Here is a 24887-nt window from a genome sequence, read left to right on the forward strand (position 1 = left end):
AGAACTCTGCTGAGGCCAAGGCCCCGACCCTTTTCAATCGCCGAACGACAGAACACACCGCTCCCAGACGCACATACTCGAACCCTGAGCCGATCCTTACCGCCTGCAACACAGCTCGCCCGCCGGAACTAATCCCGGATCTGGAGACGGTCAAGCAGGGGAAAGAAAAAGACGACCAGCAGCGAATTGCCAACGGCCCGGAAAAGTTCGGCAAACCAGCGCCACTCCAGCGAAAAGCCCAGCAGCACGCTGTAGATAAAGACGTACAGAGCGCTCGAAAGCAGCGAAAGCAGAAAGACCAGCAGCAGGCGGATCGACTGATTCTCAACATCGATGCGTACGCCCACCGAAGCGGCCAGAAAACCCACCGCCGTTTTGGCAATGCCGTTGATGCCAATGGCATGATGCGACAACGCGTCTTCGAGTAAGCCCATCACCACGCCCATGAACGTACCCTGGATGGGGCTGCGGCGGGCCATGGCAAAGTAGGCCACGACGATCAGCGGGAAATCGAACCACGCATAGGGCCCCAGCACGCGCGGCAACCAGGCCTGCAACACCAGCGCGATCAGCGGCGTCATCACGTAAACCAGAAACGGATAGTGGCGGATATCCACATCGCGCCGGGTATCGGAACCGAGTACCTGAATCATTCCTGATTCCTCCCTTGCGCCGTTGCCGCAGCCGGATGGGTGGACGGGGCCGGACGTACTGTTGTCGTGCTCTGGCCGGAGCCATTCAGTTTAGCCACGGGCCGCTGGCCGTTTGCAGTCGGCGTCAGCGGCTTTGCGCCGGAAGTGGCGGGCTTTGCGCCTGTGGCTGCTCCCGTAGGATGCCCCGCTGCCGCGCCGGTCTGTCCGGCAGCATGCTGCGGCGCATCAGGGGCAGGCGTATGGCTGAAGCCAACTGCGCCTGCCGGGCTGAAGCGGTCACTGTGCAGCGCCGCCTGCGGATGCGTGGGGCCAATCGGCGTAGCAGCCGGCGTAGGAGCTGGCGTTCCGTCAGGCAGCGCGGGCGGTGCCGGCTGATTGGGATCCTTCAGGCCAGGCAGTCGCTCGGCCATGATCTCGCTGGCCTTCTTCTGCTCCTGCAGCGTATTCAAATCGGCCTGCTTGAGCATTTCGCTGGTGCTCACGTCCTGCTGCTGCTGATCGTTGAAGCGCGACCCCAGCGCGGTAATCACCAGAACCTCGTCCAGACGGTCGATGTGGGCCGCGGGAGCAAGCATCACCAGAACACAGCTGTCGCGATCTGGATCAGGCACAACCTTCTCCACCACGCCCACCGGAAGCCCTCGCGGGAAGATCAGATCGCCGCCCGCCGTCAGCACCTTTTCGCCGGGCTTGATGCGGGCGTCGCTCATGACGCCCACAATCTCCAGCTGGCCACTGGCATTGCCGCGCAGAACGCCGCGAATGCGGGTGGTTTCCAGAATCACACCTGCGCCCGAGCTCTGATCATTGATGACCAGCACCTGCGCCGTGTGCGGAAACACGTCGCGCACCTTGCCCACAATGCCGTCAGCCGTAACCACGGCCATATCGGTCTTGAGCCCGTCGCTGCTGCCCTTGTCGATCCAGAACAGCCGCGACTGATCGCTGCCGCTCGATCCGATGATCTGGGCTGGAGTTGTGGAATAAAGATAGCTTTGCTGGAAGCTGAGCATGGACTGCAGACGCTGGCCCTGTTTGGCGTCTTCCATCAGCGAGGCCTGCTCCAAACGCAGCCGGTCAATGGTGTGCTGCAGGTCCATATTCTGCTGGCGCACATTCTGCAGGTCAACGTAGTTCTGCCACAGGTCAATCAGGCCCAGCTTGGAGTAGTGAATGCCGTGTTCGGCAGGAGCCACAAGGCTCTCCGCCCAGTAACGGAGCAGGCGCACACCTGGGCCATCGCCCTGGGTAAGGACGCTGCGACCGTCCGCGGTGCGACGCACCTGCACGGCCAACCCCACGATCTGCACCATCAGGACGATAAACAGAACGAGCAGGTTCCGGTAACGGCTAAAGAAGGATTCCATGGAAAGAAGGTTCTAGGTGTTAAGGGCTAGGTGTTAGTAGATAGGTGCAAAAACTTAGCACCTAGCCCCTAACACCTGGTCCCTGTTTTTAGTCGATCTTGATCTTGCGCAGCAGGCGGAAGTCGGAAAGCATCTTGCCGGTGCCGAGCACAACCGAAGCCAGCGGATCATCGGCCACCGAAACAGGCAGGCCGGTTTCTTCGCGGATGCGCTTGTCCAGATTCTTGATCAGCGCACCACCGCCCGTAAGCACTATGCCACGGTCACTGATGTCTGCCGAAAGCTCCGGCGGAGTGCGTTCAAGAGCTACGCGAATCGCATTCATGATGACCGCAATGCACTCCCCGAGCGCCTCACGGATCTCACTGTCGTCAATGGCGATGGTCTTGGGCACACCTTCGATCAGGTTACGGCCCTTGATCTCCATCGAGAGGGGCTTGTCCAGCGGATAAGCCGAACCAATCTCCATCTTGATGTGCTCGGCCGTACGTTCACCTATCAGCAGGTTGTACTTGCGCTTCAGATAGTTGGTAATGGCTTCGTCCATCTGGTTGCCGGCCATGCGGACCGAGCGCGAATAGACGATGCCACTGAGCGAAATGACGGCGATGTCGGTGGTGCCGCCGCCGATGTCAACCACCATGTTGCCCGAAGGCTCGGTGATGGGCAAGCCCGCACCGATGGCGGCCACCATGGCCTGCTCCACGAGGTAAACCTCGCTGGCCTTGGCGCGATAGGCCGAGTCCTCGACCGCGCGCTTTTCCACCTGGGTGATCTCCGAGGGCACACCGATCACAATACGCGGATGCACCAGCATCTTGCGGTTGTGTGCCTTCTGGATGAAGTAGTTGAGCATCTTTTCGGTCACCTTGAAGTCGGCGATGACGCCGTCCTTCATCGGCTTGATGGCCACGATGTTGCCAGGCGTACGCCCCAACATCTCCTTGGCCTCCTTACCCACGGCCTCCACTTCGCCAGTGTTCTTGTTGATGGCGACGATGGAGGGCTCGTTGACCACGATGCCTTTGCCGGCGGCGTAAACGAGAGTGTTGGCGGTGCCGAGGTCGATGGCCAGATCGCTCGAAAACATGCTAAAGAGCGAACGCAAGCCGTGCGACCGTGAAGTGCGCGATGGATAACCGTTCAATGACATTGGGAAACCGAATCTACCTCAACGTTATTGTACGGCCTCTTGGGCTATAGGGCGGTTCGCACCGTAAAACACGGCAAAAATCCGCGCCTATCCGGCCAAATATCGGTGTAAAACGCGTGCAAAACTCCCCTGCGGGCACCGTAAGGCTCCCGGGAAACCCTCCCTGCCCTCTTCGTACCCCCTCCGCTGGGTTCTGGACTGGGCACGGAGGATTTTTTTACACCACACTTTCCCCTCATCGAGCTCACCAATCTGCCGATACAGAAATCGAACAGCGGGGCCACCCCCTTGCCCCGTCTATGGGAGGTTGAACATGCCGGTTGTCATGGCTTACATGGTGCTGGAAGGTACCACCAAACTAGCCCTTGAGGAAGCAGTTCGCGAAGCCCTCAGTCAGGGATGGCAGCCGCTGGGCGGCGTTTGTATTGCCGGAGGCGTCTACTATCAGGCGATGATCGGCGCCTGACCGTGGCCCACCCCCCGAATACGCCTGAGCCTGTGCGCGGCAAAACCCGGTTGCGCACAGCGCCATGCGTCCCATTGGACTCTCTTTGTTAAACCCGCGACTCCAGCACATCCCGCAAGGCAAAGCTGGTTTCCAGCCGCACCACCCCCGGAAGTCGGCTCAGTTCGCTCTGATGCAAACGGCCGTAGTCATCAATGCCAGCCACCCGCGCCACCAGCATGTAGTCGTACTGCCCGGCCATCAGGTGGCAGGCCACAATGTCGTGGCAGCGCCGCACCGCCGCCTCAAAAGCTTCCAGCACGGCTGCCGATTGCCGCTCCAGCGTTACGCGAATGTAAACCAGACGCCGCTTGCCCAGCAGGCGGTCGTCCACCATCGCCCGATAGCCACGGATGACCCTGCTGGCCTCCAGCGCCAGAATCCGGCGGGAAGCAGCTGATGCAGATAGCCCTACCGCCTCGCCCACCTCGTAGTTGGTTGCCCGCCCCTTGCGCTCCAGAAAATGCAGAATCGCCACATCCAGCTCGTCCAGTGTGACACTTTCGGCATTTCGCGCGCCTATCGGAGGTTTTTCATCTATCTGTGCCATATGTAACTCCTCCTGCTCACAATTCGTGCTCTTTCGGCCTTTTTATCACAAACTTTGCACACATCGCTCCCCCGAATCGCCGTAGCATGCAGAAATCAGTGCGTGCTGTCCGTATGCCCCCCGCGGCTTCCCGCTTGTGCAAGCAAAACTTCCACGAGTTGAGATGAAAAGGAGATCCGCCATGTTGATTGGAATCCCCAGAGAGATCAAGGACAATGAGGCACGCGTCGGCCTGACCCCAGCCGGAGCAAAAGCTCTGGTAGACGCAGGCCACACGGTGCTGATCGAAGCCAGCGCAGGAACACAGTCCGGTTTCCCCGACGCTGATTACAGCGCCGCCGGCGCGCAGATCCTCGCCGAGGCCGAGCAGGTCTGGACCAGAGCCGAGATGATCGTCAAGGTCAAGGAACCGGTGGAGGCCGAATACCGCTTCTTCCGCCCCGGTCTGGTGCTGTTCACCTACCTGCATTTGGCTCCGGTGCAGACGCTAACTGACCAGCTGCTCACCTCGCAGGTGATCGGCATTGCTTACGAAACGGTGAAAGATGCGCGCGGCGCTCTGCCGCTGCTGCAGCCCATGAGCGAAGTAGCGGGCCGCATGAGCGTACAGGTGGGCGCAAATTATCTGGAGCGGGAGCGTGGCGGACGCGGCATTCTGCTGGGCGGCGTTCCGGGCGTTCCTCCGGCCAAGGTCACCATTCTTGGTGGCGGCATTGTGGGCACCAACGCAGCCCGCATCGCCGTGGGCATGGGCGCGCAAACCACCCTGATTGACCTGAACCTGAACCGCCTGCGGGAACTCGACGACCAGTTCGGCGGCCGACTCTACACCCTAGCTTCGAACAGTTACAACATCGCCCAGGCCACCCGCGAGGCGGATCTGGTGATTGGCGGCGTGCTGATTCCGGGCACGACAGCTCCCAAACTCGTTACCCGCGCGATGGTAGCCCAGATGAAGCCCGGCGCGGTCATCGTCGATGTGGCCATTGACCAGGGCGGCTGCATTGAAACAGCCAAGCCCACCACCCACTCCAACCCCAGCTACATAGTGGACGGCGTGGTGCATTACTGCGTCACCAACATGCCCGGCGCGGTGGCCCACACCTCCACGCTGGCCCTGACCAACGCTACCCTGCCCTATGTGCTGCGGCTTGCCCGTCTGGGCGCCAGGCAGGCGCTCCAGCAGGACCCTGGCCTGGCCGAGGGACTGAACACTTGGCTCGGCCAGCTCACCTGTCGCGGTGTGGCCGAAAGCCAGCAGCGGGCATTCACTTCTGCGGCTGAGGTCATTGCCGCAAGCTAGAGTCCAACAGCTCCAAGTACCACTTCGAGGATTGCGGATAATCAACCGCAATCCTCGCTTTTTTTGCCCGTAGAAGATTTTCTGTAGCGCTTTTAGTCACTTCATGTAGCGCATCTAATCACTTCAAAGAAAAACTTTTAAATGCCGAAAGTCTATTCGTAGCTGCCTTCAGAGGGGCGTGCGCGTGGTCATCGGCATGCTTTTTAACCCGTCTTCCCTGCGGATCGAGAACTATCTCGACCGCGATAACGCGCGCCTGCAAAACACTCTGCGTCAGCTTGCCTCCGGCAGCAAGCTGAACTCGGCAGCCGACGATCCGGCGGCAATCTCACTGGCCAGCGGCATGCACGCCAACGTGGCCGCTCTGAACCAGTCAACCGCCAACATCGAAGAAGATACTGGCGTGCTGCGCGTGGCCGATGGTGCGCTCAGTCAGGTAACCAGCCTGCTGAACCGCGCCATCACCCTGGCCACGGAAAGCTCCAACGGCACCCTGAACCAGAGCCAATTGGACGCGGCCAACGACGAGTACCAGTCGATCCTCTCCGAAATTTCGAACATTGGCAAAACCACCACCTACAACCAGCAGTCAGTCTTTGGCACCACGCTCGACGCTTATGTGGGCGACTCCACACTGGCTGGTTCAATGATTGACTCGTTGCACTTCAGCCCACTCACCCTCAGTCACCTGGGCGATTCCGGCGGATCCGTCAGCATGATTCCGGCCACCGACACCACCTCCGCCAAGCTGAGCTATACGCCCGGCTCATCGGTTGACTTGAGCCATACCGATATGAGTACCACGCCCAATGCCCAGTCCACGCTGTATCTGCTGAACAGCGCCATTGCCTCGGTTTCAGCGCAGGATGGCTACCTGGGCACGCAGATCAACACCATGACCGCAGTCAGCTCCATCCTGAACACCCAGTCGGAGAACACACTGGCGGCGCTTAACGCCATTGAGGGCGTGGACTACGCCAAGGCGACCTCGGATCTGGCCAGCGAACAGATCATGATGCAAGGCGCAATCGCCTCACTGGCTCAATCCAACCAGATGTATCAGGATGTTCTGAAGCTGATTCAATAGTTGAATTCATTCCCCACTGACCCGCTTGAGAGTTTTGCCCACCTGCGCTTCCACATCACGAACCTTGCCGCGCAGCCTTCCGGTGGCTCCCTTGCGGTCGTCAATGGTAATGGTGGTCAGCACACGATCGGAAAGCTCCCGCATGCGGCGGTGGCACTGCATGATCGTTTCCATTACAGCGGCTTCTTCGCCTTCCACGATGGTCTGCATGGGGCCCAGCTGGTAATCCAGCCCCGAGGCATCAACAATCTTCAGCGACTCGGCCACCAGATGGCTGACGCTTTCACCCTTGGTCATGGGAACAGCGGAAAAACTGGCAAGCATGACGACTCCTTGGGCGCAAAAACGCTGCGCGCGAAAAATGAACAGGAGTGTCAGGAGAAGTGTCGAAGCGGAAGGAAAAACTTCCCACGCCGGCATGATCCGGATCGGGTGTGAGGGTATCTTCTCAGCCTCATCCTGCAAGGCACCCCTGTTTCTGGCTTTATTGTAGCTCTTCGGCAAAAAGAAAGCGGGCACACCACTCACGTGGTGTGCCCGCTTCTTCATTCAGCAAGAACAAGGATTACCTGGACGGTCCGTCCCGGCAAGTTCCCTAAGCAGCTTCTTCGCCGCCCTTGCCTTCGTCCTTCTTGGCCGCTTCCATAGCTTCTTCAAGCTCTTTGCGCTTCTTGGCCTTGAGGTCGGCGCTCTTGGCGCGCTTGGCACCAAGTTCCTTTTCGGCTCCGAGGAGCTCGAGGAAGGCCTTTTCCGCGCCGTCGCCCTTCTGGAAGCCGGTGCGAACGATGCGCAGGTAGCCGCCCTGACGATCGCCGTAGCGAGGAGCCACGGTGTCGAAGAGGCGGGTGACGGCCGTGTCGGTCTGGAGGAAAGCCAGAGCCTGACGGCGGGAGTGCAGATCAGCCTTCTTGCCAAGGGTGATCATCTTTTCGACGAGCGGGCGAACTGCCTTGGCCTTGGCCACGGTGGTCTCAACGCGATCTTCGACGATGATGGACGTGACCAGGTTGCGCAGCAGGGCGCGACGATGGCTGGTGTTACGTCCGAGTTTGAAACCTGCATTGCGATGGCGCATGAAAATCTCTCCGAATTCAGCTTCTAGCTTCTAGCCTCTAGCTTCTAGCTTTTCTCGCCTGAGGCAGTTCCGGGGCTACCCGGAACTGCCTCAAGCTGGAAGCTAGCAGCTAACAGCTAGCAGCTGTACTTAAAAGTTCTCGGTCTCGGTGGGCAACTGCAGGTCCACCGAATCCAGCGGCTCGTCTTCGTCTTCGAAGTGGCCGTAGCTGGCCGCCAGCGCCGTCGCCGGAGGTACGCTCGTCGGCCCCGGAACCGCATTGCCCTGCTCGTCGATCTTCATTCCCAGCGACAGACCCATCTGGGCCAGGATTTCCTTGATCTCGTTCAGGCTCTTGCGACCGAAGTTCTTGGTCTTGAGCATCTCCGCTTCAGTCTTCTGCACCAGCTCGCCGATGGTCTGGATATTGGCGTTCTTCAGGCAGTTGTAGCTGCGAACGCTGAGTTCCAGTTCTTCGACCGAGCGGTTGAGGTTGTCGTTGCGCAACAGCACGCGGCCTTCTTCGCCACGGCTCTCGGCTTCGATTTCCTCTTCGAAGTTGATGAAGATGTTCATGTGGTCCTTGAGCAGCTTGGCTGCCAGGCCCACGGCATCGGCGGGAAGTACGGCACCATTGGTCCAGACTTCCAGCGTCAGCTTGTCGTAGTCGGTGATCTGACCCAGACGGGCGGCATCCACCACATAGTTGACGCGGCGCACTGGCGAGTGCACGGAATCAACCGGGATGAAGCCCAGACCGAGGTCAGCATCGAAGTTCTTGTCCGCCGAAACATAGCCGCGTCCACGCTTCAGACGCATTTCCATGTCCAGCTTGCCGCCTTCCGAGACGGTCGCGATGTAGATATTCTTGTCGAGGATCTCGACATCGCCATCAGCTTCAATCATGCCGCTGGTGACAACGCCGGGCTGATCGGCACGCAGATAGAGCGCCTTCGGTCCCTCACCCTGAAGCTTGAAAGGAACCTGCTTGAGATTCAGGATGATGTCGGTAGCGTCTTCGACCACGCCCTGAATCGGCTGGAACTCGTGCAGCACGCCCTCGATGCGAATCGCGGTAACTGCTGCGCCCTCAATGGAGCTAAGCAGGGTGCGACGCAGAGCGTTGCCAATCGTCGTGCCAAATCCACGCTCAAAGGGCTGAGCGCTGAACTTGCCGTAAGTGTCGGTAAGCGTCTCGGCATCCACTGCCAGGCGCTTCGGCTTTTGAAATCCTCTCCAAAGCATATCGTCTCGTTTCCCGTCCGGCAGGTACGTCGCGAAGCATTCTGCGGCGGCCGGACAAGTTCTCCTTCGGTTTGAAATGCAGCTTCCAGCCTCTAGCTTTTAGCTCCCAGCTTTTTCTTGCAGATGTAAGCCACAGAGGCTTTGATCTGCAGAAAAAGCTAGAAGCTGGAGGCTAGAAGCTAGCAGCTATTACTTGCTGTACAGTTCGACGATCAGCTGTTCGTTGATCGGCAGATTCACGTCTTCACGCTTGGGCAGATGCAGAACGCGGCCGCTCATGTTCGCGAAGTTAGCTTCGAGCCATGCCGGAACCGGGTTCTGGGCGGCGTACTGCACACCCTGCTCAACGATGACCAGCTTCTTGGCGGACTCACGGATGGCGATTTCGTCGCCTACCTTCACCTGGAAGGAGGGGATGTTCACCTTCTTGCCATTGACGATGACATGACCGTGACGAACCACCTGGCGGGCCTGACGACGGCTGATGGCAAAGCCCAGACGGAATGCAACGTTGTCCAGACGACGCTCGAGCTGCTGGATGAGCAATTCGCCGGTGACGCCGGGGGCGCTGCTGGCCTTCTCGTAGTAGGCGCGGAACTGGCCTTCCAGCGTGAAGTACATACGCTTGGCCTTCTGCTTTTCATGCAGCTGCAGGCCGTAGCCAACGATCTTGGGCTTGCGGTCCTTGCCATGCTGTCCAGGGGGGAAGTTGCGCTTTTCGAGCGGGCAATGCTCGCTCGCACACTTGGTGCCCTTCAAGAAAAGTTTCGTGCCTTCACGACGGCAAAGGCGGCAGACTGCTCCGGTATAACGAGCCATGGTATCTCCTGACTTCGGATGACGGCCGGTTTACACGTCGGACAGCTTCCAGCTTCTAGCTACTAGCTCCCAGCATTTTCATGCTTGGGCTAGTCATGGTGGCTAAGGCTTGAGGCTGCCGGTTGGTTTCATCCCGGCCCAAATTTACTTTTAGCTTTCGGCTGACAGCTTCTAACTCCTTACTCGATTCTGCGAGGCGTGACGCCATCAACAAAATAAGCTGGGAGCTAGAGGCTGGCAGCTAGAAGCTGCGTACTTACACGCGGCGGCGCTTCGGCGGACGGCAGCCGTTGTGCGGAACCGGAGTGACGTCGCGGATGGACTTCACTTCGATACCGGCGGCAGCCAGTGCGCGGATCGCCGACTCGCGGCCCGATCCAGGACCGGCAACGCGAACGTCGACCGAGCGCAGACCGTGATCGCGGGCCATACCAGCGGCGTTCGAGGCAGCCTGCTGGGCCGCGAAGGGAGTTCCCTTGCGCGAACCGCGGAAGCCGAGCGAACCCGAGCTCTTCCAGCTGAGCGTGTTGCCCATCTGGTCGGTAATGGTCACGATGGTGTTGTTGAACGAGGCCTGAATGTGGCAAATACCGTACGGCACATTCTTCCGCTCGCGCTTCTTGAATTTTTTGTTCTTGGCGGCCTTGCCGGCGCCCTGCTGTTGTTTCGCCATTAGGTCTTCGCCGTCGCTTTCTTCTTGCCTGCCACAGTGCCCTTACGCGGGCCCTTGCGAGTGCGGGCATTGGTGTGAGTGCGCTGTCCGTGCACGGGGAGGGAGCGACGGTGACGGGTGCCACGGTAGCTCTGAATGTCGATCAGACGCTTGATGTGCATCTGGATGTCCTTGCGCAGGTCACCCTCAACGCCACCTTCGTCTTCGATCACCTGACGGATGCGGTTTACCTCGTCTTCGCCCAGATCCTGAATCTTCTTGAAGGCATCAACCTGAGCCTTCTCAAGGATCTTGAGCGCGCGCGGATCGCCGATACCGTAAATATAGGTAAGCGCGATCCGAGCCTGCTTGTTGCGGGGCAGATCGACGCCAGCAATGCGTGCCATTGGAATTCCTTCGTGGTACGTGTTATGTGCCCCCGGCCTAGCGCCGGTTCGCACAGGTTAAGCTTCACACTCCGAGGTTCCTCGCAAGCCTTGATTCAAGCTAACTAGCCTCTGTGCAGTTCGCAGCTCTTCCAGGTTCAGCCGTTTCCGCCTGATTCCCGGTCACCGCCCTCTGCAGGGAGTGTTCTGCGATCGCCAGTCTGATTAGCCCTGGCGCTGCTTGTGCTTTGCGTTTTCGCAAATCACCCGCACCACACCGTGGCGCGTGATGACTTTGCACTTAGTGCAAATCTTCTTTACCGATGCACGGACTTTCATTGGACTGCCCTTCTCCGTGAACTCCACAAGGAGAACGCGGATGGAGTAGAGGAAGCTGCTAGCTTCTAGCTGCCAGCTCTCCCTCTCTGTTGCAGAGCTCTTCGCATCGCGAAGGCCCTATTTCAGCCGCGCTACTCACTTCAAGCTGGAAGCTAAAAGCTGGCGGCTAAAAACTTATTTGTAGCGGTAGACGATCCTTCCGCGGTTCAGGTCGTAGGGGCTCAGTTCCACGGCTACCCTGTCGCCGGGAAGAATGCGGATGAAGTTCTTGCGCATTCTGCCTGATACGTGGGCCAGCACCTCGTGGTTGTTCTCAAGCTTGACCTTGAACATGGCATTGGGCAGAGTCTCAACGACTACTGCCATCACCTCAATCGCGTCTTCCTTCGACAAGCCGCATCCTGCTTCTGCCGGAGATCTTTTGCTCCGGCCCGGTTATACCAAGCCTTACAGCTCGGTAAGAATCCTCGCTCCGTCGGCGGTGACCGCCACGGTGTGCTCAAAATGAGCACTCAAACTCTTATCCTTGGTCACGGCCGTCCAGCCATCCTTGAGCACCTGCACGTCATAACCGCCAACGTTGACCATGGGCTCGATGGCGATAACCATGCCCTGCTTCAGGCGCAATCCGCGTCCCGGCTGACCGTAATTCGGCACCTGGGGATCTTCGTGCATGGCCGTCCCAATACCGTGGCCCACAAAATCGCGCACGACGGAGAAGCCATTCTCTTCTACAACCTTCTGCACGGCCCAGCCCACGTCTCCGAGGGTTGCACCGGGCTTGACCACGTCGATGGCCGCATAGAGCGACTGCTCGGTCACCTTCAGAAGCTTTTCCGCCTCTGCACTGACCTTGCCCACCGGAATGGTCGTGGCCGAATCGCCACAGTAGCCCTCGACGAACGCGCCGAAGTCCACTGAAACAATATCGCCTTCCTGAAGGATCCGCTTGGCAGAGGGGATGCCGTGCACCACCTCTTCATTGACCGAAGCGCAAAGAACTGCGGGGTAGCCGTGATAGCCCTTGAACGCCGACTTGGCACCAAGTTCCTTCAACATATCCTCGGCGGCACGATCCAGATCCTGGGTCGAAACGCCGGGCTTGACTACCTGATGCAACATGTCAAGAATCTGGCGGACCACCCGGCCCGCTTTACGCATTTTCTCGATCTCAGCTGCTGACTTCAGTACAACGGCCAATGCTTTTTCCAGTTCCCAGTTCGCAGTTCCCAGTTTTCAGTTTTTGTCTGGCCAGGCCAGTCTTAGAACTGCAAGCTGCGAACTGCAAGCTGTTTTACACGCAAAATCCCGCCTGAGAGTACTACGCTAAGCGCGCAGCTTCTCTACGGCGGCTACGATTCCGGCAGCAATCTCGCTGATCGACCGGTCTCCATCCACTTCAGCGAACCGACCCTTGCCACGATAATGCTCGATGACCGGCGCGGTCAGGGCTTCATAAGCGCGCATGCGCTCCTGGAAGACCTGCTCGGTATCGTCCGCCCGGAGCGCAAGCTCCGAACCTTCCACATCACAGAATCCGTCTTTTTGAGGCGCATTCATGTAGATGTTATAGATTCTCTGGCAGACAGGGCAGTTCCTGCGCCCCGTAATACGGCGCAATAGCTGATTATAGCTCACCTGAATGGCCACGGCAACCACCGGAAGGCTGGTGGTCTGCTGGGCGAGTCGCCCATCGAGCCAGTCGGCCTGCCCGAGCGTACGCGGGAAACCATCAAGAATGTATCCATTGGCAGTGTCCGGCTCAGCCAGACGGGCGGCCACCATTTCATTCACAAGCGAATCGGGAACCAGTTCCCCACGGCCCATGAGTTCCTTGGCGGTCTTGCCCAGCTCTGTACCCCGAGCCACATTGCCGCGCAGCAGGTCGCCGGTTGAGATCTGCGGAATTCCCCAGATCTGTACCAGCTCCTTGGCCTGGGTGCCTTTGCCCACACCCGGCGCGCCTAACAAAAGAATCGGGCCGGGGGCGGATTTGACCTCCGCCGCCCGGCCATTCTGCACATTCGATACAGCGGTAGACATTACCAGGTCTTCCTTCCGCGAATGCGACCGGAACGCGGGGAAAAGCCGTCATAATGACGCATGATCAACTGCGATTCGATCTGGTTAACGGTGTCCATAGCCACACCCACCACGATCAGCAGCGAGGTGCCGCCAAAGTAGAAGTTCACGTTCATACCGTGAATCACCCAGTTGGGCAGGCTTTCGAAGAGGTGACCAACCAGCCAGAGCTTATCCAGGCGGAAGCCCGAGATCAGGAAGGTAGGCACCAGAGAGATAACGATCAGGTACAGCGCTCCGACCAGCGTAAGACGCGTCAGGATGTCGTTGATGAAATCCGAGGTGCGCTTTCCGGGGCGGATGCCGGGGATGAACGAACCCGACTTGCGGAAGTTGTCCGCAATGTCGTCCGGCTTCATCACGATCGAGACGTAGAAGTAAGCAAAGAAGATGATGCCGAGAACCTGTAGGATCTCGTACCACGGATAGCCGGGCTGCAGAGCCTCCAGCAGGGGCTGCAGGAACTTGTTGTTCTGCACCCACTCCACTGAACGGAGCAACATCGGCACCGACAGCAAGGAGCTCGCGAAGATGACTGGCATCACGCCGCCCGAGTTCACCTTCAGCGGCAGATGGCTGCTTGCGCCACCCATCATGCGGCGGCCGACAATGCGGCGGGCGCTCTGGATGGGGATGCGGCGTTCACTGCGCTCGACGTAGACGATGAAGGCCACCACGGCCACCATGCCAACGATCAGCAAGCCTACGATCAGAATCGACAGAGAACCCCAGGCGTCGGTCTGCACCTTCTGCACCAGGTCGGCTGCGCCGCGGGGCAGGCCCGCGATGATGCCGGCAAAGATCAGCAGGCTCATGCCATTGCCAATACCACGATCGGTAATCTGCTCGCCCAGCCACATAATGAAGGCCGTGCCGGTGGTCAGCGTAAGCACCGTGAGCAGAATAAAGGCCGGACCAGGGATCAGCACCAGGCCCTGCTTGGTCAGAAGGGTGGCAATGCCGATCGACTGCACAGCGCCGAGCACGACCGTAACGTAGCGGGTCCACTGGGTAATCTTGCGACGGCCCAGCTCGCCTTCCTTTTGAATGCGGGCCAGCGGCTCATAGACGACCGTGAGCAACTGAAAGATGATGGATGCCGTAATGTAGGGCATGATGCCCAGGGCGAAGATCGTCATACGGCGCATGGTGCCGCCGCTGAACAGATCCATCAGGCCCAGCGAGGAGCCGTTCATGGAATTGAACAGCAGCTCCAGCTGATGGGTGTTGACGCCAGGGGTAGGAATCCAGGCGCCCAGACGATAGACGGCCAGAATGCAAAGCGTGAACAGAACGCGCTTGCGCAGATCGGGAATCCGGAAGATATTGAGGAATTTCTCAAGCATGCTCGATAGTCCGCTTCAGGCGTTGCCGCCGATCATTTCTTTCGATGTACGGCCGGAAGGCACTTTCCCGGCAAAGGCATGCTACCGATGCCGGGGGAAATGCGCAATGCGAGCCGTCACAATGATACTACTTGGCCTCGACAGCCTCGCCGCCCAGAACGATGGCCTTACCACCGGCCTTGACGATCTTTTCGGCAGCCGACTTCGAGAACTTGTGCGCCTGGATGGTGAGAGCGGTGGAGATTTCGCCGGTGCCCAGAATCTTGATCAGGGCCTTGCGCGACGAAGCCAGTCCAAGCTTCTTGTAATCCTCAATGGCAATCTCGGTCACACCCAGCTCGGCAATGCGATCCAGATTGATGACCGTGTATTCCACGCGGAAGATGTTGGTGAAACCGCGCTTGGGCAAACGGCGATGCAGCGGCATCTGGCCGCCTTCGAAACCGCGCATCATGCTGGAACCGGTGCGCGAACCCTGGCCCTTGTGGCCGCGGGTCGAAGTCTTGCCCATGCCGGAACCCATACCGCGACCGACACGCTTGCGCGCCGTGTTGGCGTTCTTGGGCGCACGCAGATTTGAAAGATTAATTGCCATGATTTCCTCGCTCATACGCCAAAGAGCGGCACCGTGGCCGCTACTTTGACTCGCGTTGTGGGCGACCCGAAGGCTGCCCGCCGTTAGCTTCTAGCCTCCAGCTTCTAGCTTTATCGTGGCCAAACTGGCCTGGAACTGCACGACAAAGCTAGAAGCTAGTAGCTGGAAGCTAGCAGCTATGATTAGTCGAGAATCCGGACCAGGTGAGGGATCACCTTCACCATGCCGCGGATCGCGGGAGTATCTTCACGCTCGACGACCTGGTTCAGGCGGGTAAAGCCCAGACCCTTGACCACCAGCTTGTGCTTGACCGGGGTGGCGATCTTCGAACGGTAATACTGGATACGAATCTTTTTGGTTTCCGCCATGATTAAAGCTCCTCTACCGACTTGCCGCGCATGTTGGCCACTTCGGCCTTGTCACGCAGCTGAATCAGTGCGTCAAAGGTCGCCTTGATCACGTTGTGCGGGTTGGCCGAACCAAGGCTCTTGGTGAGCACGTTCTGCACGCCAACCGAGGTCATAACCGCACGGACCGCGCCGCCAGCGATGACACCGGTACCTTCAGGGGCCGGCTTCAGCAGAACCTGGCCCGAGCCAAAACGGCCCAGAACCTGGTGCGGAATCGTGGTCTCGGTCAGGTTTACCTTGTACAGGTTCTTCTTGGCCGATTCAATTCCCTTGCGGATGGCCTGAGGAACTTCCTTGGCCTTGCCGGAACCATAGCCAACCACGCCCGAGGCTGCGTCGCCTATCACCACCAGCGCGGCAAACGACATGTTCTTGCCGCCCTTAACCACCTTCGTCACGCGATTGATGGCCACCACCTGATCCTTCAGGTTGTACTGGGTGGCATCGAGTTTCTTCTTCAAAATCGTCATTGCTCTCGTCTGTCCTTCCGGGCCGCCTAGCGCCCCCTCGGAAACTTTCCCAGCCTCTAGCTTTTAGCCGCCAACTCCTGGCTTTTTCAAGCTGGAGCAAACTGCATGTCTGCTACAGAACAGGCTAGAAGCTAATAGCTGGAAGCTAGTAGCTGCCTCTTAGAACTCGAGTCCCGCCTCGCGAGCTGCATCGGCAAGTGCCTTGATGCGCCCGTGATAGAGGTAACCGCCACGGTCGAAAACCACCAGCTTGACACCCTTGGCAACGGCCCGCTCGGCTACAACCTTGCCGATTTCCTTGGCCGATGCAATGTTGCCGCCGGTCTTCATCTTCAGCTCAATCGACGAAGCCGAAACCAGCGTCACACCTGCCTGATCGTCGACCAGCTGGGCGTAAATATGATTCAGCGAGCGATAGATATTCAGACGGGGACGCACAGCCGTGCCCGAAAGCTTACGGCGGATGCGCGTGTGAATGCGCTGGCGGATCTCATTTCTCTTGGTCTGAGTAATCATGATTCCTCTTCCTATCAGCGGAGCCGCCTTGCGACCCCGTTCGGTTGGGAGACAGCTTCCAACTTCTCGCTCCCAACTCTTCCTTGCCGGGGCAAAAGATGCCACCCACAGGAAAAGCCAGGAGCTGGAAGCTAGCAGCTGCTCTTACTTACTTCGAGCCCGTCTTGCCGGCCTTCTTCTTCAGCTTCTCACCGGTGTAACGCACGCCCTTATTCTTGTACGGATCGGGCTTGCGCAACGAACGCATGTCAGCGGCCACCTGGCCGACCTTCTGGCGATCGATGCCGCTGATCGTCACATGGGTCTGCTTGGGGTCAATCGCGACTTCGATGCCGGTGGGCAGCGGGAACTCGATCGGGTGCGAATAGCCGAGCGTAAAAACGACCGTCCCCTTACCCTTCATTTCCACACGGTAGCCAATACCAACGATGTCCAGTTCCTTCACCCAGCCCTTGGTCACGCCTTCGACGGCGTTGAAAACCAGAGCGCGGGTCAGGCCGTGGTTGGCAGCGAACTTATCGCTCTCGCGCACCACGTGCAGGACGTTATCCTTGGTCTCGAGCGAGATGCCCTTGGCGATCAGGGCAGTTACCTTACCCTTAGGGCCTTCGACGGTCGCTACGTTGCCTTCGACCGTGTACTTGACGCCGGCCGGCAGAGCGATCACCTTTTTACCAATACGAGACATTCTTTTAATCCTTGTGGCTTGCGAGTCCCGTCGCTTGCGCGCCGTTCCACTGCAGCCGGAGCCGGGCAGAAAGCCCGGAAGCTTCTAGCTTTTAGCCCTCTAGCCTCTAGCTCGTTTCACTGACACGTAGGAACATGTCTTGGCGATCAGAAGCCGGAAGCTAGTGGCTGGAAGCTGGAAGCTGTTTGGTTACCACACTTCGCAGAGCAGCTCGCCGCCGACGCCTTCACGACGGGCCTGACGGCCAGTCATGAGACCCTTGGGGGTGGTCATGATCGAGATACCCATTCCGCCCTGCACGCGCTTGATCTCGTCACGGCCGATGTAAACACGGCAACCGGGGCGGGAAACACGGGCCAGATCGCGGATTGCGGGCTCGGCGCCAGCGTACTTCAAGTACACGCGCAGAACCTGCTTGCCGTCTTCTTCCTGGGTCTTATAGTTCGAGATGTAACCCTCTTCCTTGAGGATACGGGCAATCTCGGCCTTCAACTTGGAAGCCGGCACATCCAGCTTCTGATGACGTGCCCGGATTGCATTCCGGATGCGCGCCAGAAAATCCGCTACAGGATCGCTCAGACTCATTCCTTCTCCTTCATCCCCCGTTCGCCCGGATCATCCAGGAACCAGCGGGAATGGATCAAACAGTTCTCAGTAAACAGTGGTCAGTAGTCAGTTTACAGGAATGTGGATGGAGCTCAAACCTACGACCATAAGTGGCCTGTTTTCTGTCCACCGTTCACTGTCCACTGTCAGCAGATCTTTACCAGCTCGACTTGACGACGCCGGGGATCTCTCCCTTGAGCGCCAGCGAGCGGAAGCACAAGCGGCATACGCCGAACTTGCGCAGGTAGCCTCGCGGACGGCCGCAGAGCTTGCACCGGTTGTGCTTGCGGCAGCTAAACTTCGGCTTCCGCGCGTCCTTCACCATCTTTGCAGTGGTTGCCATAATCCCTCAAATGCAGCTGCTAGCTGCAAGCTACTAGCCTTTAGCTACTAGCTTCTAGCTTTCTCCGGCTGCACTTGCGCGCAGCCGGAATGAAATCTCTTCGCCCAGCCCCGACTTCCTGTCTGGCCCCAAAAAAGCTGGAGGCTGGAAGCTAGAAGCTGAAAGCTGCCTTACGCTCCCTGACGGAAGGGCACGCCAAAGGCCTTCAGCAGGGCGCGAGCGCCGGCATCGTCCTTGGCCGAAGTCACGATCGTGATGTTCATACCCTTCAGCTTTTCCACCTTCGAAATGTCGATTTCGGGGAAGATCAGCTGATCGCGCAGGCCGAGCGTGTAGTTGCCGCGACCGTCGAAGCTCTTCGACGAAACGCCACGGAAGTCACGCACGCGGGGCAGCGCGGTGGAGATCAGACGATCCAGGAACTCGTAGGCCTTTTCATCGCGCAGCGTTACCATGGCGCCGATCGACATACCCTCGCGCACCTTGAAGGCGGCAATGGACTTCTTGGCCTTGGTGGTCACCGGCTTCTGACCGGTGATGGCGGCCAGATCTCCAACCAGAGGATCGAGCAGCTTGGAGTTCTGCGTGGCTTCGCCCAGACCCATATTGATAACAACCTTCACAAGCTGGGGAACGGCCATCGGATTCTCAATCGCCAGTTCCTTCTTCAGGGCCTGCTTGATCTCCGCGTGGTACTTTTCTTTCAGACGTGCTGCCATTGCTGTTTCCTTTCTTCCGATCTTCGGAGTGGCCCGAGGGCCGTATACCGCTACGGAAGGTTTCAGTGAGCTTCTAGCTCAATTATGGTTTGGCCAATGCCCCCGCCTCAGCATGAAAAGCTGGAGGCTGGGAGCTAGCAGCTAAAAGCTGCTCTTACTTCTTGGTGGGCAGCGCCTGACCGCACTTCTTGCAGATGCGGACCTTGCTCGTGCCTTCCACCTTGTAGCCCACGCGGACGGGTCCGCAGCTGGGGCACACGATGGCGACGTTCGAGACGTTGATCGGCGACTCCTGCTCGGCGATGCCGCCCTTGGTGCGCTGACCCTGCTTGCCCGACACGGTCTTCTTGACCACGCGGACGTGCTCGACCAGAACGGTTCCCTTTTCAGGGATCGTGCGCAGCACGCGACCGGTCTTGCCGCGGTCTTTGCCTGTGAGCACCTTGACCGTATCGTTGCGATGAATATTCAAACTCGGCATCTCTTCTCCAAAAACAGCTACTAGCTTCTAGCTACTAGCCTCTAGCCATTCACCCTTGACTCGCCTCTGATTCCAAAGCTAGGAGCTAGAAGCTAGGGGCTGAGGGCTGTTCTTACACAACCTCAGGAGCCAGCGAAACGATCTTGAGGAACTTCTTCTCACGCAGTTCGCGGGCCACAGGACCGAAAACGCGCGTACCTACCGGCTCGTTAGCGTCGTTGATGACCACAGCCGCATTCTCGTCGAAACGGATATAGGTGCCATCCTTGCGACGATATTCCTTGTGGGTGCGGACGATTACGGCCTTAACGACCTTGCCCTTCTTCACGGTGCCATCTGGCGAAGCTTCCTTAACGGCAGCTGTCACCACATCGCCCAGACCAGCCTTTTTGCCCAGTCCGCCGCCGAGGGGCAGAATCACTTGCAGCTTGCGGGCGCCGGAATTATCGGCCACCGCGAGCATGGTTCTCATTTGCACAGCCATGATTCAGTCTCCTTCTCGCCCGCGCTACTTGCTTTCAGCCGGCTTGGCTTCTTCGATCTGCGCCAGTGAGGAGCGGCGCACGATCTCTTCGAGTGCCCAACGCTTCAGCTTGCTGGTCGGACGCGTCTCGCGAATGCGAACCACGTCGCCCATACGGGCCGAGCCCTGCTCGTCATGCGCGTAGAACTTCTTGGTCGAACGCACGATCCTCTTGTATTTGGGGTGCGCCTTGCGCATCTCGACCGCGACGACAATCGTCTTTTCCATCTTGGTAGAGACGACCTCGCCTACCTTCTCATTGCGCCGCGTTCCCGCGGCCTGTTCAGTCACCGCCATTAGCGCGCTCCCTTCTTGTTCGCCGCTTCGCTGCTGATCCCAAGCTGACGCTCACGCGCCACCGTCTTGATCTGCGCGATCTCCTTGCGCAGCTCGCGGAGCTTCTTCACTCCGTCGTTCTGCCCGAGCGAGATCTGAAAGCGAAGCCGGAAGACCTGCTCGGCCGAGGTCTTCTCCGCCGCCTTCAGTTCTTCGTCGCTCAAACTGCGAATCTTAGCTAGTTCCATCTCTGATTCTCTCTCCGGGGCGTGCGGCCTGATGGCCGCCGTTCCCCCATTCCTCTGTCGCCTTACTTGGCGGCCACGGCGGCCGTCTTCTCGACGCCAGGCCGCAGGACGAACTTCGTCTTCAGCGGCAGTTTGTGCGAGGCCAGGCGCATTGCCTCCTCGGCGATCTCCGGTGCCACGCCTTCCATCTCGAACAGAATCTTGCCCGGACGGACGACGGCCACCCAGTGGTCGGGAGCACCCTTACCGGAACCCATTCGGACTTCGGCAGGCTTCTTGGTAATCGGCTTATCCGGGAACAGACGCAACCAGATCTTGCCACCGCGCTTGATGAAACGCGTCATCGCAATACGGCTGGCTTCAATCTGACGGTCGGTGATGTAGCCACACTCCATCACTTTCAGTCCATATTCGCCGAACGCCAGCGAAGAACCGCGCCAGGCCTTGCCACGGCGCTTGCCCTTTTGCTGCTTGCGATACTTCACTTTCTTTGGCATCAACATAACGAAACCCTCAAAAGCAGCTACTAGCTTTTAGCTATTAGCTCCTAGCTTCATTTCTTTCTCGCAGCTGGCTCGCCAGCTCCCAGCTAGAGGCTAGAAGCTAGAGGCTAAAAGCTGCCTTTAGAACACCGACGTGCTGACCGCAGGCGCCTGGCGCCGCTTCTGCTCGTAGATGTCGCCGCGATAGATCCAGGTCTTGACGCCGATTACGCCGTAGGTGGTGTGTGCCTCGGAGAAACCGTAGTCGATGTCGGCGCGCAGCGTGTGCAACGGCAGACGGCCCTGCAGGTACCACTCTGAACGGGCAATTTCATTGCCATTCAGGCGGCCCGACACGCGCACCTTGATGCCCTTGCAACCGAAGCGCAGTGCCGAATCCACACTCTTGCGCATGGCGCGGCGGAAGCTGACACGCTTCTCCAGCTGGAGAGCGATGCTCTCGGAAACCAGCTGCGCATCCAACTCCGGCTTGTTCACTTCAATAATATCGATGAACACGTCGCGGTTGGTACGCTTGGCCAGTTCGCCCTTGAGCTTCTCGATCTCAGCGCCCTTGCGGCCGATGATGATGCCCGGACGCGCGGTGCGGATCAGGAAACGCAGCTTGTTGCCGGGGCGCTCGATTTCCACCGAGCTAACGCCGGCAGCCTTCAGCTTGCTGCGCAGCTCAGCCTTCAGCTTGACGTCCTCGACCAGCAACTTGTCGTATTCGCGCTCAGAAAACCAGCGCGAACGCCAGGGCTTGTTGACCCCCAGCCGGAATCCGTAAGGATGGACTTTCTGTCCCATGCTTTATCCCTCAAACTCTTCCTGGCCTACTACTCTTCGGCCTTTTTCGCGGTCGCCTTCTTGGCGGCGGTCTTCTTCACAGCAGTCTTCTTTGCCGGAGCCTTCTTGGCAGCGGCCTTCTTGGTCTCGGCAGCCTTGGAAGACTCCTTAACCTTGGTCACCACATCGTCCTTCACAGGACGCTCAGCTACGGTGATGATCAGATGCGTGAGCCGGCGCTGATAACGATAGGCGCGGCCCATAGGGGCAGGGCGGATGCGCTTCATGCGCGGACCCTCGTTGGCCAGGGCCTGCTTGACGATGAGGTTATCGACGTCCAGATCGATGCCCTTCTCGCCGGCCACGTACTTCGCATTGTCGATCGCCGAGGTCAGCAGCTTGTGCACCACCGGCGCAATGCGCTTCTTGGTAAAGGCTGCCGTCTCCAGCGCCTCTCCGACCCCGCGGCCCTTGATCAGGTCCAGCACCAGGCGCGCCTTCTGCGGCGATACGCGCTGGAACTTGGCCTCGGCCCGGTACTCTTTTGTCTCGACTGCCATTGGTATGCCTTCCTCAACTGCGGGCAGCGCGGCCTTTGCCGCCTGCTCCAGGCTTCACTTGACTTCCATCGCCCCCACGCAGCCCGTGTTGGACCCGTGACCGACTCGGAAGCCTCTATTCTTACCGGGCCTTGGCGCCAGCCTCGGACTTGCCTCCAACGTGCCCCTTAAAGGTACGCGTCGGCGCAAACTCGCCCAGCTTGTGACCCACCATGTTTTCGGTCACATACACCGGCACAAACTTCTTACCGTTGTGAACCGCAATGGTGTGGCCAACAAACTCCGGAAAGATCGTCGAACGGCGCGACCAGCTCTTCACAACCTTCTTGTCGTTAGCCTGGTTGAGCGCCTCGATCTTCACGAAGAGGTGCCCATCGACGAACGGGCCTTTCTTTGTCGAACGTGCCATAGAACTTAGCTCCTAGCTTCTAGCCGCCAGCTTCTAGCTCATCCTTGCTTAAGCTGAACTTAGGCTGCTGCCTGAATCTGTTTCCTGCGGCCGCCTAACGCTTGGTCAGGCGGCCCGGAGATTACTTCGACCGGCGGTTGACGATGAATACGTCTGTCCGCTTGTTGTTGCGGGTCTTGTAACCACGCGTCGGCTGGCCCCACGGCGTCACCGGATTACGGCCGCCCGAGGTCTTACCCTCGCCGCCGCCATGCGGGTGATCAACAGGGTTCATCGTGACGCCACGGTTGGTCGGGCGGATGCCCTTCCAGCGGTTACGTCCGGCCTTACCGATCGAGACGTTCTCGTGCTCGGTATTGCCTACCTGACCAATCGTGGCCAGGCAGTCCACCAGCACCCTGCGGGTCTCGCCCGAAGGCAGCTTCAGCAGAGCGTAGTCGCCTTCCTTGGCAACCAGCTGGGCCTGCGCACCGGCCGAACGGGCCATCTGCGCACCCTTGCCGGGGCGGAGTTCGATCGCGTGCACCGTCGTACCGGCCGGGATAAAGCGGAGCGGCAGAGCGTTGCCCACCAGAATGTCCGACTCGGGGCCAGACTGCACCGTCGCGCCAACCTTCAGGCCTACTGGCTGCAGAATGTAACGCTTGTCGCCGTCCAGATAATGTACCAGCGCAATGCGGGAGGAGCGGTTCGGATCGTACTCGATCGTCGCCACCTTGCCGGGGACGCCGAACTTGTCACGTTTGAAGTCGATCAGGCGGATCTTCTGCTTGTGACCGCCACCGTGGTGACGGATTGTCAGATCGCCCGAGTTGCGGCGGCCGCCCGTACGCTTGCGCGTCGTCAGCAGCGGCTTATGCGGCTTGGACGTCGTCAAATCGTCGTTGACCAGCGCAGTGTGAAAACGCAGCGTCGGCGTAACCGGTCTGAATGTCTTGATTGCCATCGTCTTTGTCCTAAACGAGCTTCTAGCCGCTAACTTCCAGCTGCTGGCTCGTTCTGCTTTTCCGGAAGCACCTGCGCGCTTCCGATAATCCTTCACGATGGGCTGCTTCCTGCTACTCTTCAGCCCATCCCGCCTGTCTTTTCGCCTCGCCACCAAGAAGCTGGCAGCTAAAAGCTAACAGCTAAAAGCTGTTTTTTACAGGTTGCTGACGTACTCAGGCATCTTCTCGCCAGCTTGCAGCTTGACGTAAGCCTTCTTCCAGTCCGGACGGTAGCCGGCGTACTTGCCGCGGCGACGTTCCTTACCGAGTACGTTGGCCGTCCGCACTGCAACGACCTTCACCTTGAACAGAGCCTCAACCGCCTGCTTGACCTCGGTCTTGGTGGCCTCGGGGGCCACGTCAAACACCAGGGTGCCTTCGGTCTCCTTGATAGCCAGTCCCTTTTCCGTGATCAAAGGACGGCGGATAGTGGTAAAAAGAGTCGGCATTATGCAGCCTCCGTCGCGGCGAGCTTACGCTTCGACACGGTCTTTTCGAGCGATCCAGCCAACTGCTCCAGGGCGGCCTTCGAGAAGATGGCACGCTCATAGCGCAGCAGATCGTACGGATGCACTTCGTTGTTGAGCACCAGCTCGACACCGGCCAGGTTGCGCGCGCCCAGAATCAGCGACTGCGACAACGTCTTGCCGTTTTCGACCAGCAGCGCGGTGCGCTTGGCTTCCAGCTTGTCGAGGGCGGCACGATAGAGCTTGGTCTTAGCGTCCTTCAGCTCCAACGTGTCAACCACAACCAGCTTGCCTTCAGCCAGCTTGGCCGCAATTGCCGAGCGCAGTGCGCCCTGCAGCTTCTTGCGGGGGAACGGGTACTCATAGGAGCGCGGCACCGGACCGTGCACGGTGTGTCCGTGACGCCAGATGGCCGAGCGAACCGAGCCGATACGGGCGCGGCCCGTGCCCTTCTGCTTCCAGAGCTTCTTGCCGGAACCGGCAACTTCAGAGCGGCTCTTGGTCTTGTGCGTACCCTGACGCAGAGAGGCGCGGTAGTGCTTGACCGCCTCCCAGAGCAGGGCCTCGTTGACCTGGTCGGGTCCGAAGACCGCATCCGCCAGCTCAATCGAGCCCACCCGCTCGCCGTTCAGATTGACTACATCCACATTCGCCATTGTCTTCTTCTTCTTCCGCCAGCGCCCTAGGCTGCTGACTTTCGATCTTGTTGCGCCTCACAGGCGCCGACCTAGCATTTCGTCCGAATCAGGCTTGGCGCGCGAAGCGCCCTTGCCTAGAC

General features: G+C 59.1%; 36 protein-coding genes, 1 pseudogene and 1 riboswitch. Of the genes and pseudogenes, 3 read left to right on the forward strand and 34 right to left on the reverse strand.

Annotated elements, in window-relative coordinates:
* Positions 1 to 128 precede the first annotated feature (128 nt).
* From mreD to ACOBR2_RS18455, 3 genes are all read right to left on the reverse strand, one after another.
* Positions 129 to 653, reverse strand: a complete 525-nt coding sequence (gene mreD / locus ACOBR2_RS18445; RefSeq protein WP_420237555.1) for a rod shape-determining protein MreD — start codon at positions 651 to 653, stop codon at positions 129 to 131.
* Positions 650 to 2020: a rod shape-determining protein MreC gene (gene mreC / locus ACOBR2_RS18450; RefSeq protein WP_420237556.1), complete on the reverse strand. Its 1371-nt coding sequence runs from the start codon at positions 2018 to 2020 to the stop codon at positions 650 to 652. The genes mreD and mreC overlap by 4 nt, the downstream gene beginning before the upstream one ends.
* A gap of 88 nt (positions 2021 to 2108) precedes the next feature.
* On the reverse strand, positions 2109 to 3173 hold the full coding sequence (locus tag ACOBR2_RS18455; protein ID WP_420237557.1) for a rod shape-determining protein: 1065 nt from the start codon (positions 3171 to 3173) through the stop codon (positions 2109 to 2111).
* A 313-nt stretch (positions 3174 to 3486) separates the two neighbouring features.
* Between ACOBR2_RS18455 and ACOBR2_RS18460 the strand changes: the two genes are divergently transcribed.
* Positions 3487 to 3639: a DUF1737 domain-containing protein gene (locus ACOBR2_RS18460; protein WP_420237558.1), complete on the forward strand. Its 153-nt coding sequence runs from the start codon at positions 3487 to 3489 to the stop codon at positions 3637 to 3639.
* 88 nt (positions 3640 to 3727) lie between these two features.
* Here the strand turns inward: ACOBR2_RS18460 and ACOBR2_RS18465 are convergent, their stop codons facing one another.
* The gene (locus ACOBR2_RS18465) at positions 3728 to 4228 is read right to left on the reverse strand and encodes an Lrp/AsnC family transcriptional regulator (protein ID WP_420237559.1); all 501 of its coding nucleotides are present in this window, start codon (positions 4226 to 4228) and stop codon (positions 3728 to 3730) included.
* 181 nt (positions 4229 to 4409) lie between these two features.
* On the opposite strand from ACOBR2_RS18465, the gene ald reads away from it, so the two are divergent.
* Positions 4410 to 5531, forward strand: coding sequence for an alanine dehydrogenase (ald, locus tag ACOBR2_RS18470; protein WP_420237560.1), 1122 nt, complete (start codon positions 4410 to 4412; stop codon positions 5529 to 5531).
* A 178-nt stretch (positions 5532 to 5709) separates the two neighbouring features.
* A complete protein-coding gene (locus ACOBR2_RS18475; RefSeq protein ID WP_420237561.1) occupies positions 5710 to 6618 on the forward strand; it encodes a flagellin in 909 nt (302 codons plus the stop codon).
* Positions 6619 to 6624: 6 nt separating this feature from the next.
* Here the strand turns inward: ACOBR2_RS18475 and ACOBR2_RS18480 are convergent, their stop codons facing one another.
* From ACOBR2_RS18480 to rplD, 30 genes and pseudogenes are all read right to left on the reverse strand, one after another.
* Positions 6625 to 6942 (reverse strand): MTH1187 family thiamine-binding protein, encoded by a 318-nt coding sequence (locus tag ACOBR2_RS18480; protein WP_420237562.1) that lies wholly within the window; start codon positions 6940 to 6942, stop codon positions 6625 to 6627.
* A 64-nt stretch (positions 6943 to 7006) separates the two neighbouring features.
* Positions 7007 to 7102: riboswitch (TPP riboswitch) on the reverse strand.
* 243 nt (positions 7103 to 7345) lie between these two features.
* Positions 7346 to 7693: pseudogene (gene rplQ / locus ACOBR2_RS18485) on the reverse strand (50S ribosomal protein L17); the annotation flags it as partial.
* A gap of 129 nt (positions 7694 to 7822) precedes the next feature.
* The gene (locus tag ACOBR2_RS18490) at positions 7823 to 8917 is read right to left on the reverse strand and encodes a DNA-directed RNA polymerase subunit alpha (protein ID WP_420237563.1); all 1095 of its coding nucleotides are present in this window, start codon (positions 8915 to 8917) and stop codon (positions 7823 to 7825) included.
* Between the two features lie 189 nt (positions 8918 to 9106).
* Complete coding sequence (gene rpsD / locus ACOBR2_RS18495) at positions 9107 to 9736, reverse strand: 30S ribosomal protein S4 (RefSeq protein WP_420237564.1); 630 nt, start codon at positions 9734 to 9736, stop codon at positions 9107 to 9109.
* 256 nt (positions 9737 to 9992) lie between these two features.
* Positions 9993 to 10409 carry a 30S ribosomal protein S11 gene (rpsK, locus tag ACOBR2_RS18500; protein WP_420237565.1) on the reverse strand — a complete coding sequence of 139 codons (417 nt, stop codon included), beginning with the start codon at positions 10407 to 10409 and terminating at the stop codon, positions 9993 to 9995.
* Positions 10409 to 10795 carry a 30S ribosomal protein S13 gene (rpsM, locus tag ACOBR2_RS18505; protein ID WP_420237566.1) on the reverse strand — a complete coding sequence of 129 codons (387 nt, stop codon included), beginning with the start codon at positions 10793 to 10795 and terminating at the stop codon, positions 10409 to 10411. The genes rpsK and rpsM overlap by 1 nt, the downstream gene beginning before the upstream one ends.
* A gap of 204 nt (positions 10796 to 10999) precedes the next feature.
* Positions 11000 to 11113, reverse strand: a complete 114-nt coding sequence (gene rpmJ / locus ACOBR2_RS18510) for a 50S ribosomal protein L36 (protein WP_420237567.1) — start codon at positions 11111 to 11113, stop codon at positions 11000 to 11002.
* Positions 11114 to 11287: 174 nt separating this feature from the next.
* Positions 11288 to 11506: a translation initiation factor IF-1 gene (infA, locus tag ACOBR2_RS18515; RefSeq protein WP_420237568.1), complete on the reverse strand. Its 219-nt coding sequence runs from the start codon at positions 11504 to 11506 to the stop codon at positions 11288 to 11290.
* 54 nt (positions 11507 to 11560) lie between these two features.
* The gene (map, locus tag ACOBR2_RS18520; protein ID WP_420237569.1) at positions 11561 to 12313 is read right to left on the reverse strand and encodes a type I methionyl aminopeptidase; all 753 of its coding nucleotides are present in this window, start codon (positions 12311 to 12313) and stop codon (positions 11561 to 11563) included.
* A 126-nt stretch (positions 12314 to 12439) separates the two neighbouring features.
* Complete coding sequence (locus ACOBR2_RS18525; RefSeq protein WP_420237570.1) at positions 12440 to 13156, reverse strand: adenylate kinase; 717 nt, start codon at positions 13154 to 13156, stop codon at positions 12440 to 12442.
* On the reverse strand, positions 13156 to 14541 hold the full coding sequence (gene secY / locus ACOBR2_RS18530) for a preprotein translocase subunit SecY (RefSeq protein WP_420237571.1): 1386 nt from the start codon (positions 14539 to 14541) through the stop codon (positions 13156 to 13158). The genes ACOBR2_RS18525 and secY overlap by 1 nt, the downstream gene beginning before the upstream one ends.
* Positions 14542 to 14668: 127 nt before the next feature.
* Entirely contained in the window at positions 14669 to 15130 is a 462-nt protein-coding gene (gene rplO / locus ACOBR2_RS18535) for a 50S ribosomal protein L15 (protein WP_420240039.1), read from the reverse strand.
* A 188-nt stretch (positions 15131 to 15318) separates the two neighbouring features.
* Positions 15319 to 15504: a 50S ribosomal protein L30 gene (gene rpmD / locus ACOBR2_RS18540; RefSeq protein WP_420237572.1), complete on the reverse strand. Its 186-nt coding sequence runs from the start codon at positions 15502 to 15504 to the stop codon at positions 15319 to 15321.
* Positions 15505 to 15506: 2 nt separating this feature from the next.
* Positions 15507 to 16016 carry a 30S ribosomal protein S5 gene (gene rpsE, locus ACOBR2_RS18545; RefSeq protein WP_420237573.1) on the reverse strand — a complete coding sequence of 170 codons (510 nt, stop codon included), beginning with the start codon at positions 16014 to 16016 and terminating at the stop codon, positions 15507 to 15509.
* Positions 16017 to 16175: 159 nt separating this feature from the next.
* On the reverse strand, positions 16176 to 16532 hold the full coding sequence (gene rplR / locus ACOBR2_RS18550) for a 50S ribosomal protein L18 (protein WP_420237574.1): 357 nt from the start codon (positions 16530 to 16532) through the stop codon (positions 16176 to 16178).
* A 148-nt stretch (positions 16533 to 16680) separates the two neighbouring features.
* Positions 16681 to 17220: a 50S ribosomal protein L6 gene (rplF, locus tag ACOBR2_RS18555; protein ID WP_420237575.1), complete on the reverse strand. Its 540-nt coding sequence runs from the start codon at positions 17218 to 17220 to the stop codon at positions 16681 to 16683.
* A 189-nt stretch (positions 17221 to 17409) separates the two neighbouring features.
* Positions 17410 to 17805 (reverse strand): 30S ribosomal protein S8, encoded by a 396-nt coding sequence (gene rpsH / locus ACOBR2_RS18560; RefSeq protein WP_420237576.1) that lies wholly within the window; start codon positions 17803 to 17805, stop codon positions 17410 to 17412.
* Between the two features lie 178 nt (positions 17806 to 17983).
* A complete protein-coding gene (locus ACOBR2_RS18565) occupies positions 17984 to 18169 on the reverse strand; it encodes a type Z 30S ribosomal protein S14 (protein ID WP_420237577.1) in 186 nt (61 codons plus the stop codon).
* Positions 18170 to 18339: 170 nt separating this feature from the next.
* On the reverse strand, positions 18340 to 18888 hold the full coding sequence (rplE, locus tag ACOBR2_RS18570) for a 50S ribosomal protein L5 (RefSeq protein WP_420237578.1): 549 nt from the start codon (positions 18886 to 18888) through the stop codon (positions 18340 to 18342).
* A 154-nt stretch (positions 18889 to 19042) separates the two neighbouring features.
* Positions 19043 to 19369 (reverse strand): 50S ribosomal protein L24, encoded by a 327-nt coding sequence (rplX, locus tag ACOBR2_RS18575; RefSeq protein ID WP_420237579.1) that lies wholly within the window; start codon positions 19367 to 19369, stop codon positions 19043 to 19045.
* 112 nt (positions 19370 to 19481) lie between these two features.
* Complete coding sequence (rplN, locus tag ACOBR2_RS18580) at positions 19482 to 19853, reverse strand: 50S ribosomal protein L14 (RefSeq protein WP_420237580.1); 372 nt, start codon at positions 19851 to 19853, stop codon at positions 19482 to 19484.
* Positions 19854 to 19877: 24 nt separating this feature from the next.
* Positions 19878 to 20189, reverse strand: a complete 312-nt coding sequence (gene rpsQ / locus ACOBR2_RS18585) for a 30S ribosomal protein S17 (protein WP_420237581.1) — start codon at positions 20187 to 20189, stop codon at positions 19878 to 19880.
* Positions 20189 to 20416 (reverse strand): 50S ribosomal protein L29, encoded by a 228-nt coding sequence (rpmC, locus tag ACOBR2_RS18590; protein ID WP_420237582.1) that lies wholly within the window; start codon positions 20414 to 20416, stop codon positions 20189 to 20191. The genes rpsQ and rpmC overlap by 1 nt, the downstream gene beginning before the upstream one ends.
* 62 nt (positions 20417 to 20478) lie before the next feature.
* Entirely contained in the window at positions 20479 to 20919 is a 441-nt protein-coding gene (gene rplP / locus ACOBR2_RS18595) for a 50S ribosomal protein L16 (protein ID WP_420237583.1), read from the reverse strand.
* Positions 20920 to 21039: 120 nt separating this feature from the next.
* Entirely contained in the window at positions 21040 to 21708 is a 669-nt protein-coding gene (rpsC, locus tag ACOBR2_RS18600; RefSeq protein ID WP_420237584.1) for a 30S ribosomal protein S3, read from the reverse strand.
* 29 nt (positions 21709 to 21737) lie between these two features.
* Entirely contained in the window at positions 21738 to 22247 is a 510-nt protein-coding gene (gene rplV / locus ACOBR2_RS18605; RefSeq protein ID WP_420237585.1) for a 50S ribosomal protein L22, read from the reverse strand.
* 121 nt (positions 22248 to 22368) lie between these two features.
* Positions 22369 to 22656: a 30S ribosomal protein S19 gene (gene rpsS, locus ACOBR2_RS18610; protein ID WP_420237586.1), complete on the reverse strand. Its 288-nt coding sequence runs from the start codon at positions 22654 to 22656 to the stop codon at positions 22369 to 22371.
* A gap of 121 nt (positions 22657 to 22777) precedes the next feature.
* Positions 22778 to 23602, reverse strand: a complete 825-nt coding sequence (rplB, locus tag ACOBR2_RS18615) for a 50S ribosomal protein L2 (protein ID WP_420237587.1) — start codon at positions 23600 to 23602, stop codon at positions 22778 to 22780.
* 195 nt (positions 23603 to 23797) lie between these two features.
* On the reverse strand, positions 23798 to 24091 hold the full coding sequence (locus ACOBR2_RS18620; protein ID WP_420237588.1) for a 50S ribosomal protein L23: 294 nt from the start codon (positions 24089 to 24091) through the stop codon (positions 23798 to 23800).
* Positions 24091 to 24765: a 50S ribosomal protein L4 gene (rplD, locus tag ACOBR2_RS18625; RefSeq protein WP_420237589.1), complete on the reverse strand. Its 675-nt coding sequence runs from the start codon at positions 24763 to 24765 to the stop codon at positions 24091 to 24093. Before rplD ends, ACOBR2_RS18620 begins: the two co-directional genes overlap by 1 nt.
* Positions 24766 to 24887 lie beyond the last annotated feature (122 nt).

Origin of the sequence: Telmatobacter bradus (assembly GCF_048629425.1) — a bacterium.
Taxonomy (GTDB): domain Bacteria; phylum Acidobacteriota; class Terriglobia; order Terriglobales; family Acidobacteriaceae; genus Telmatobacter; species Telmatobacter bradus.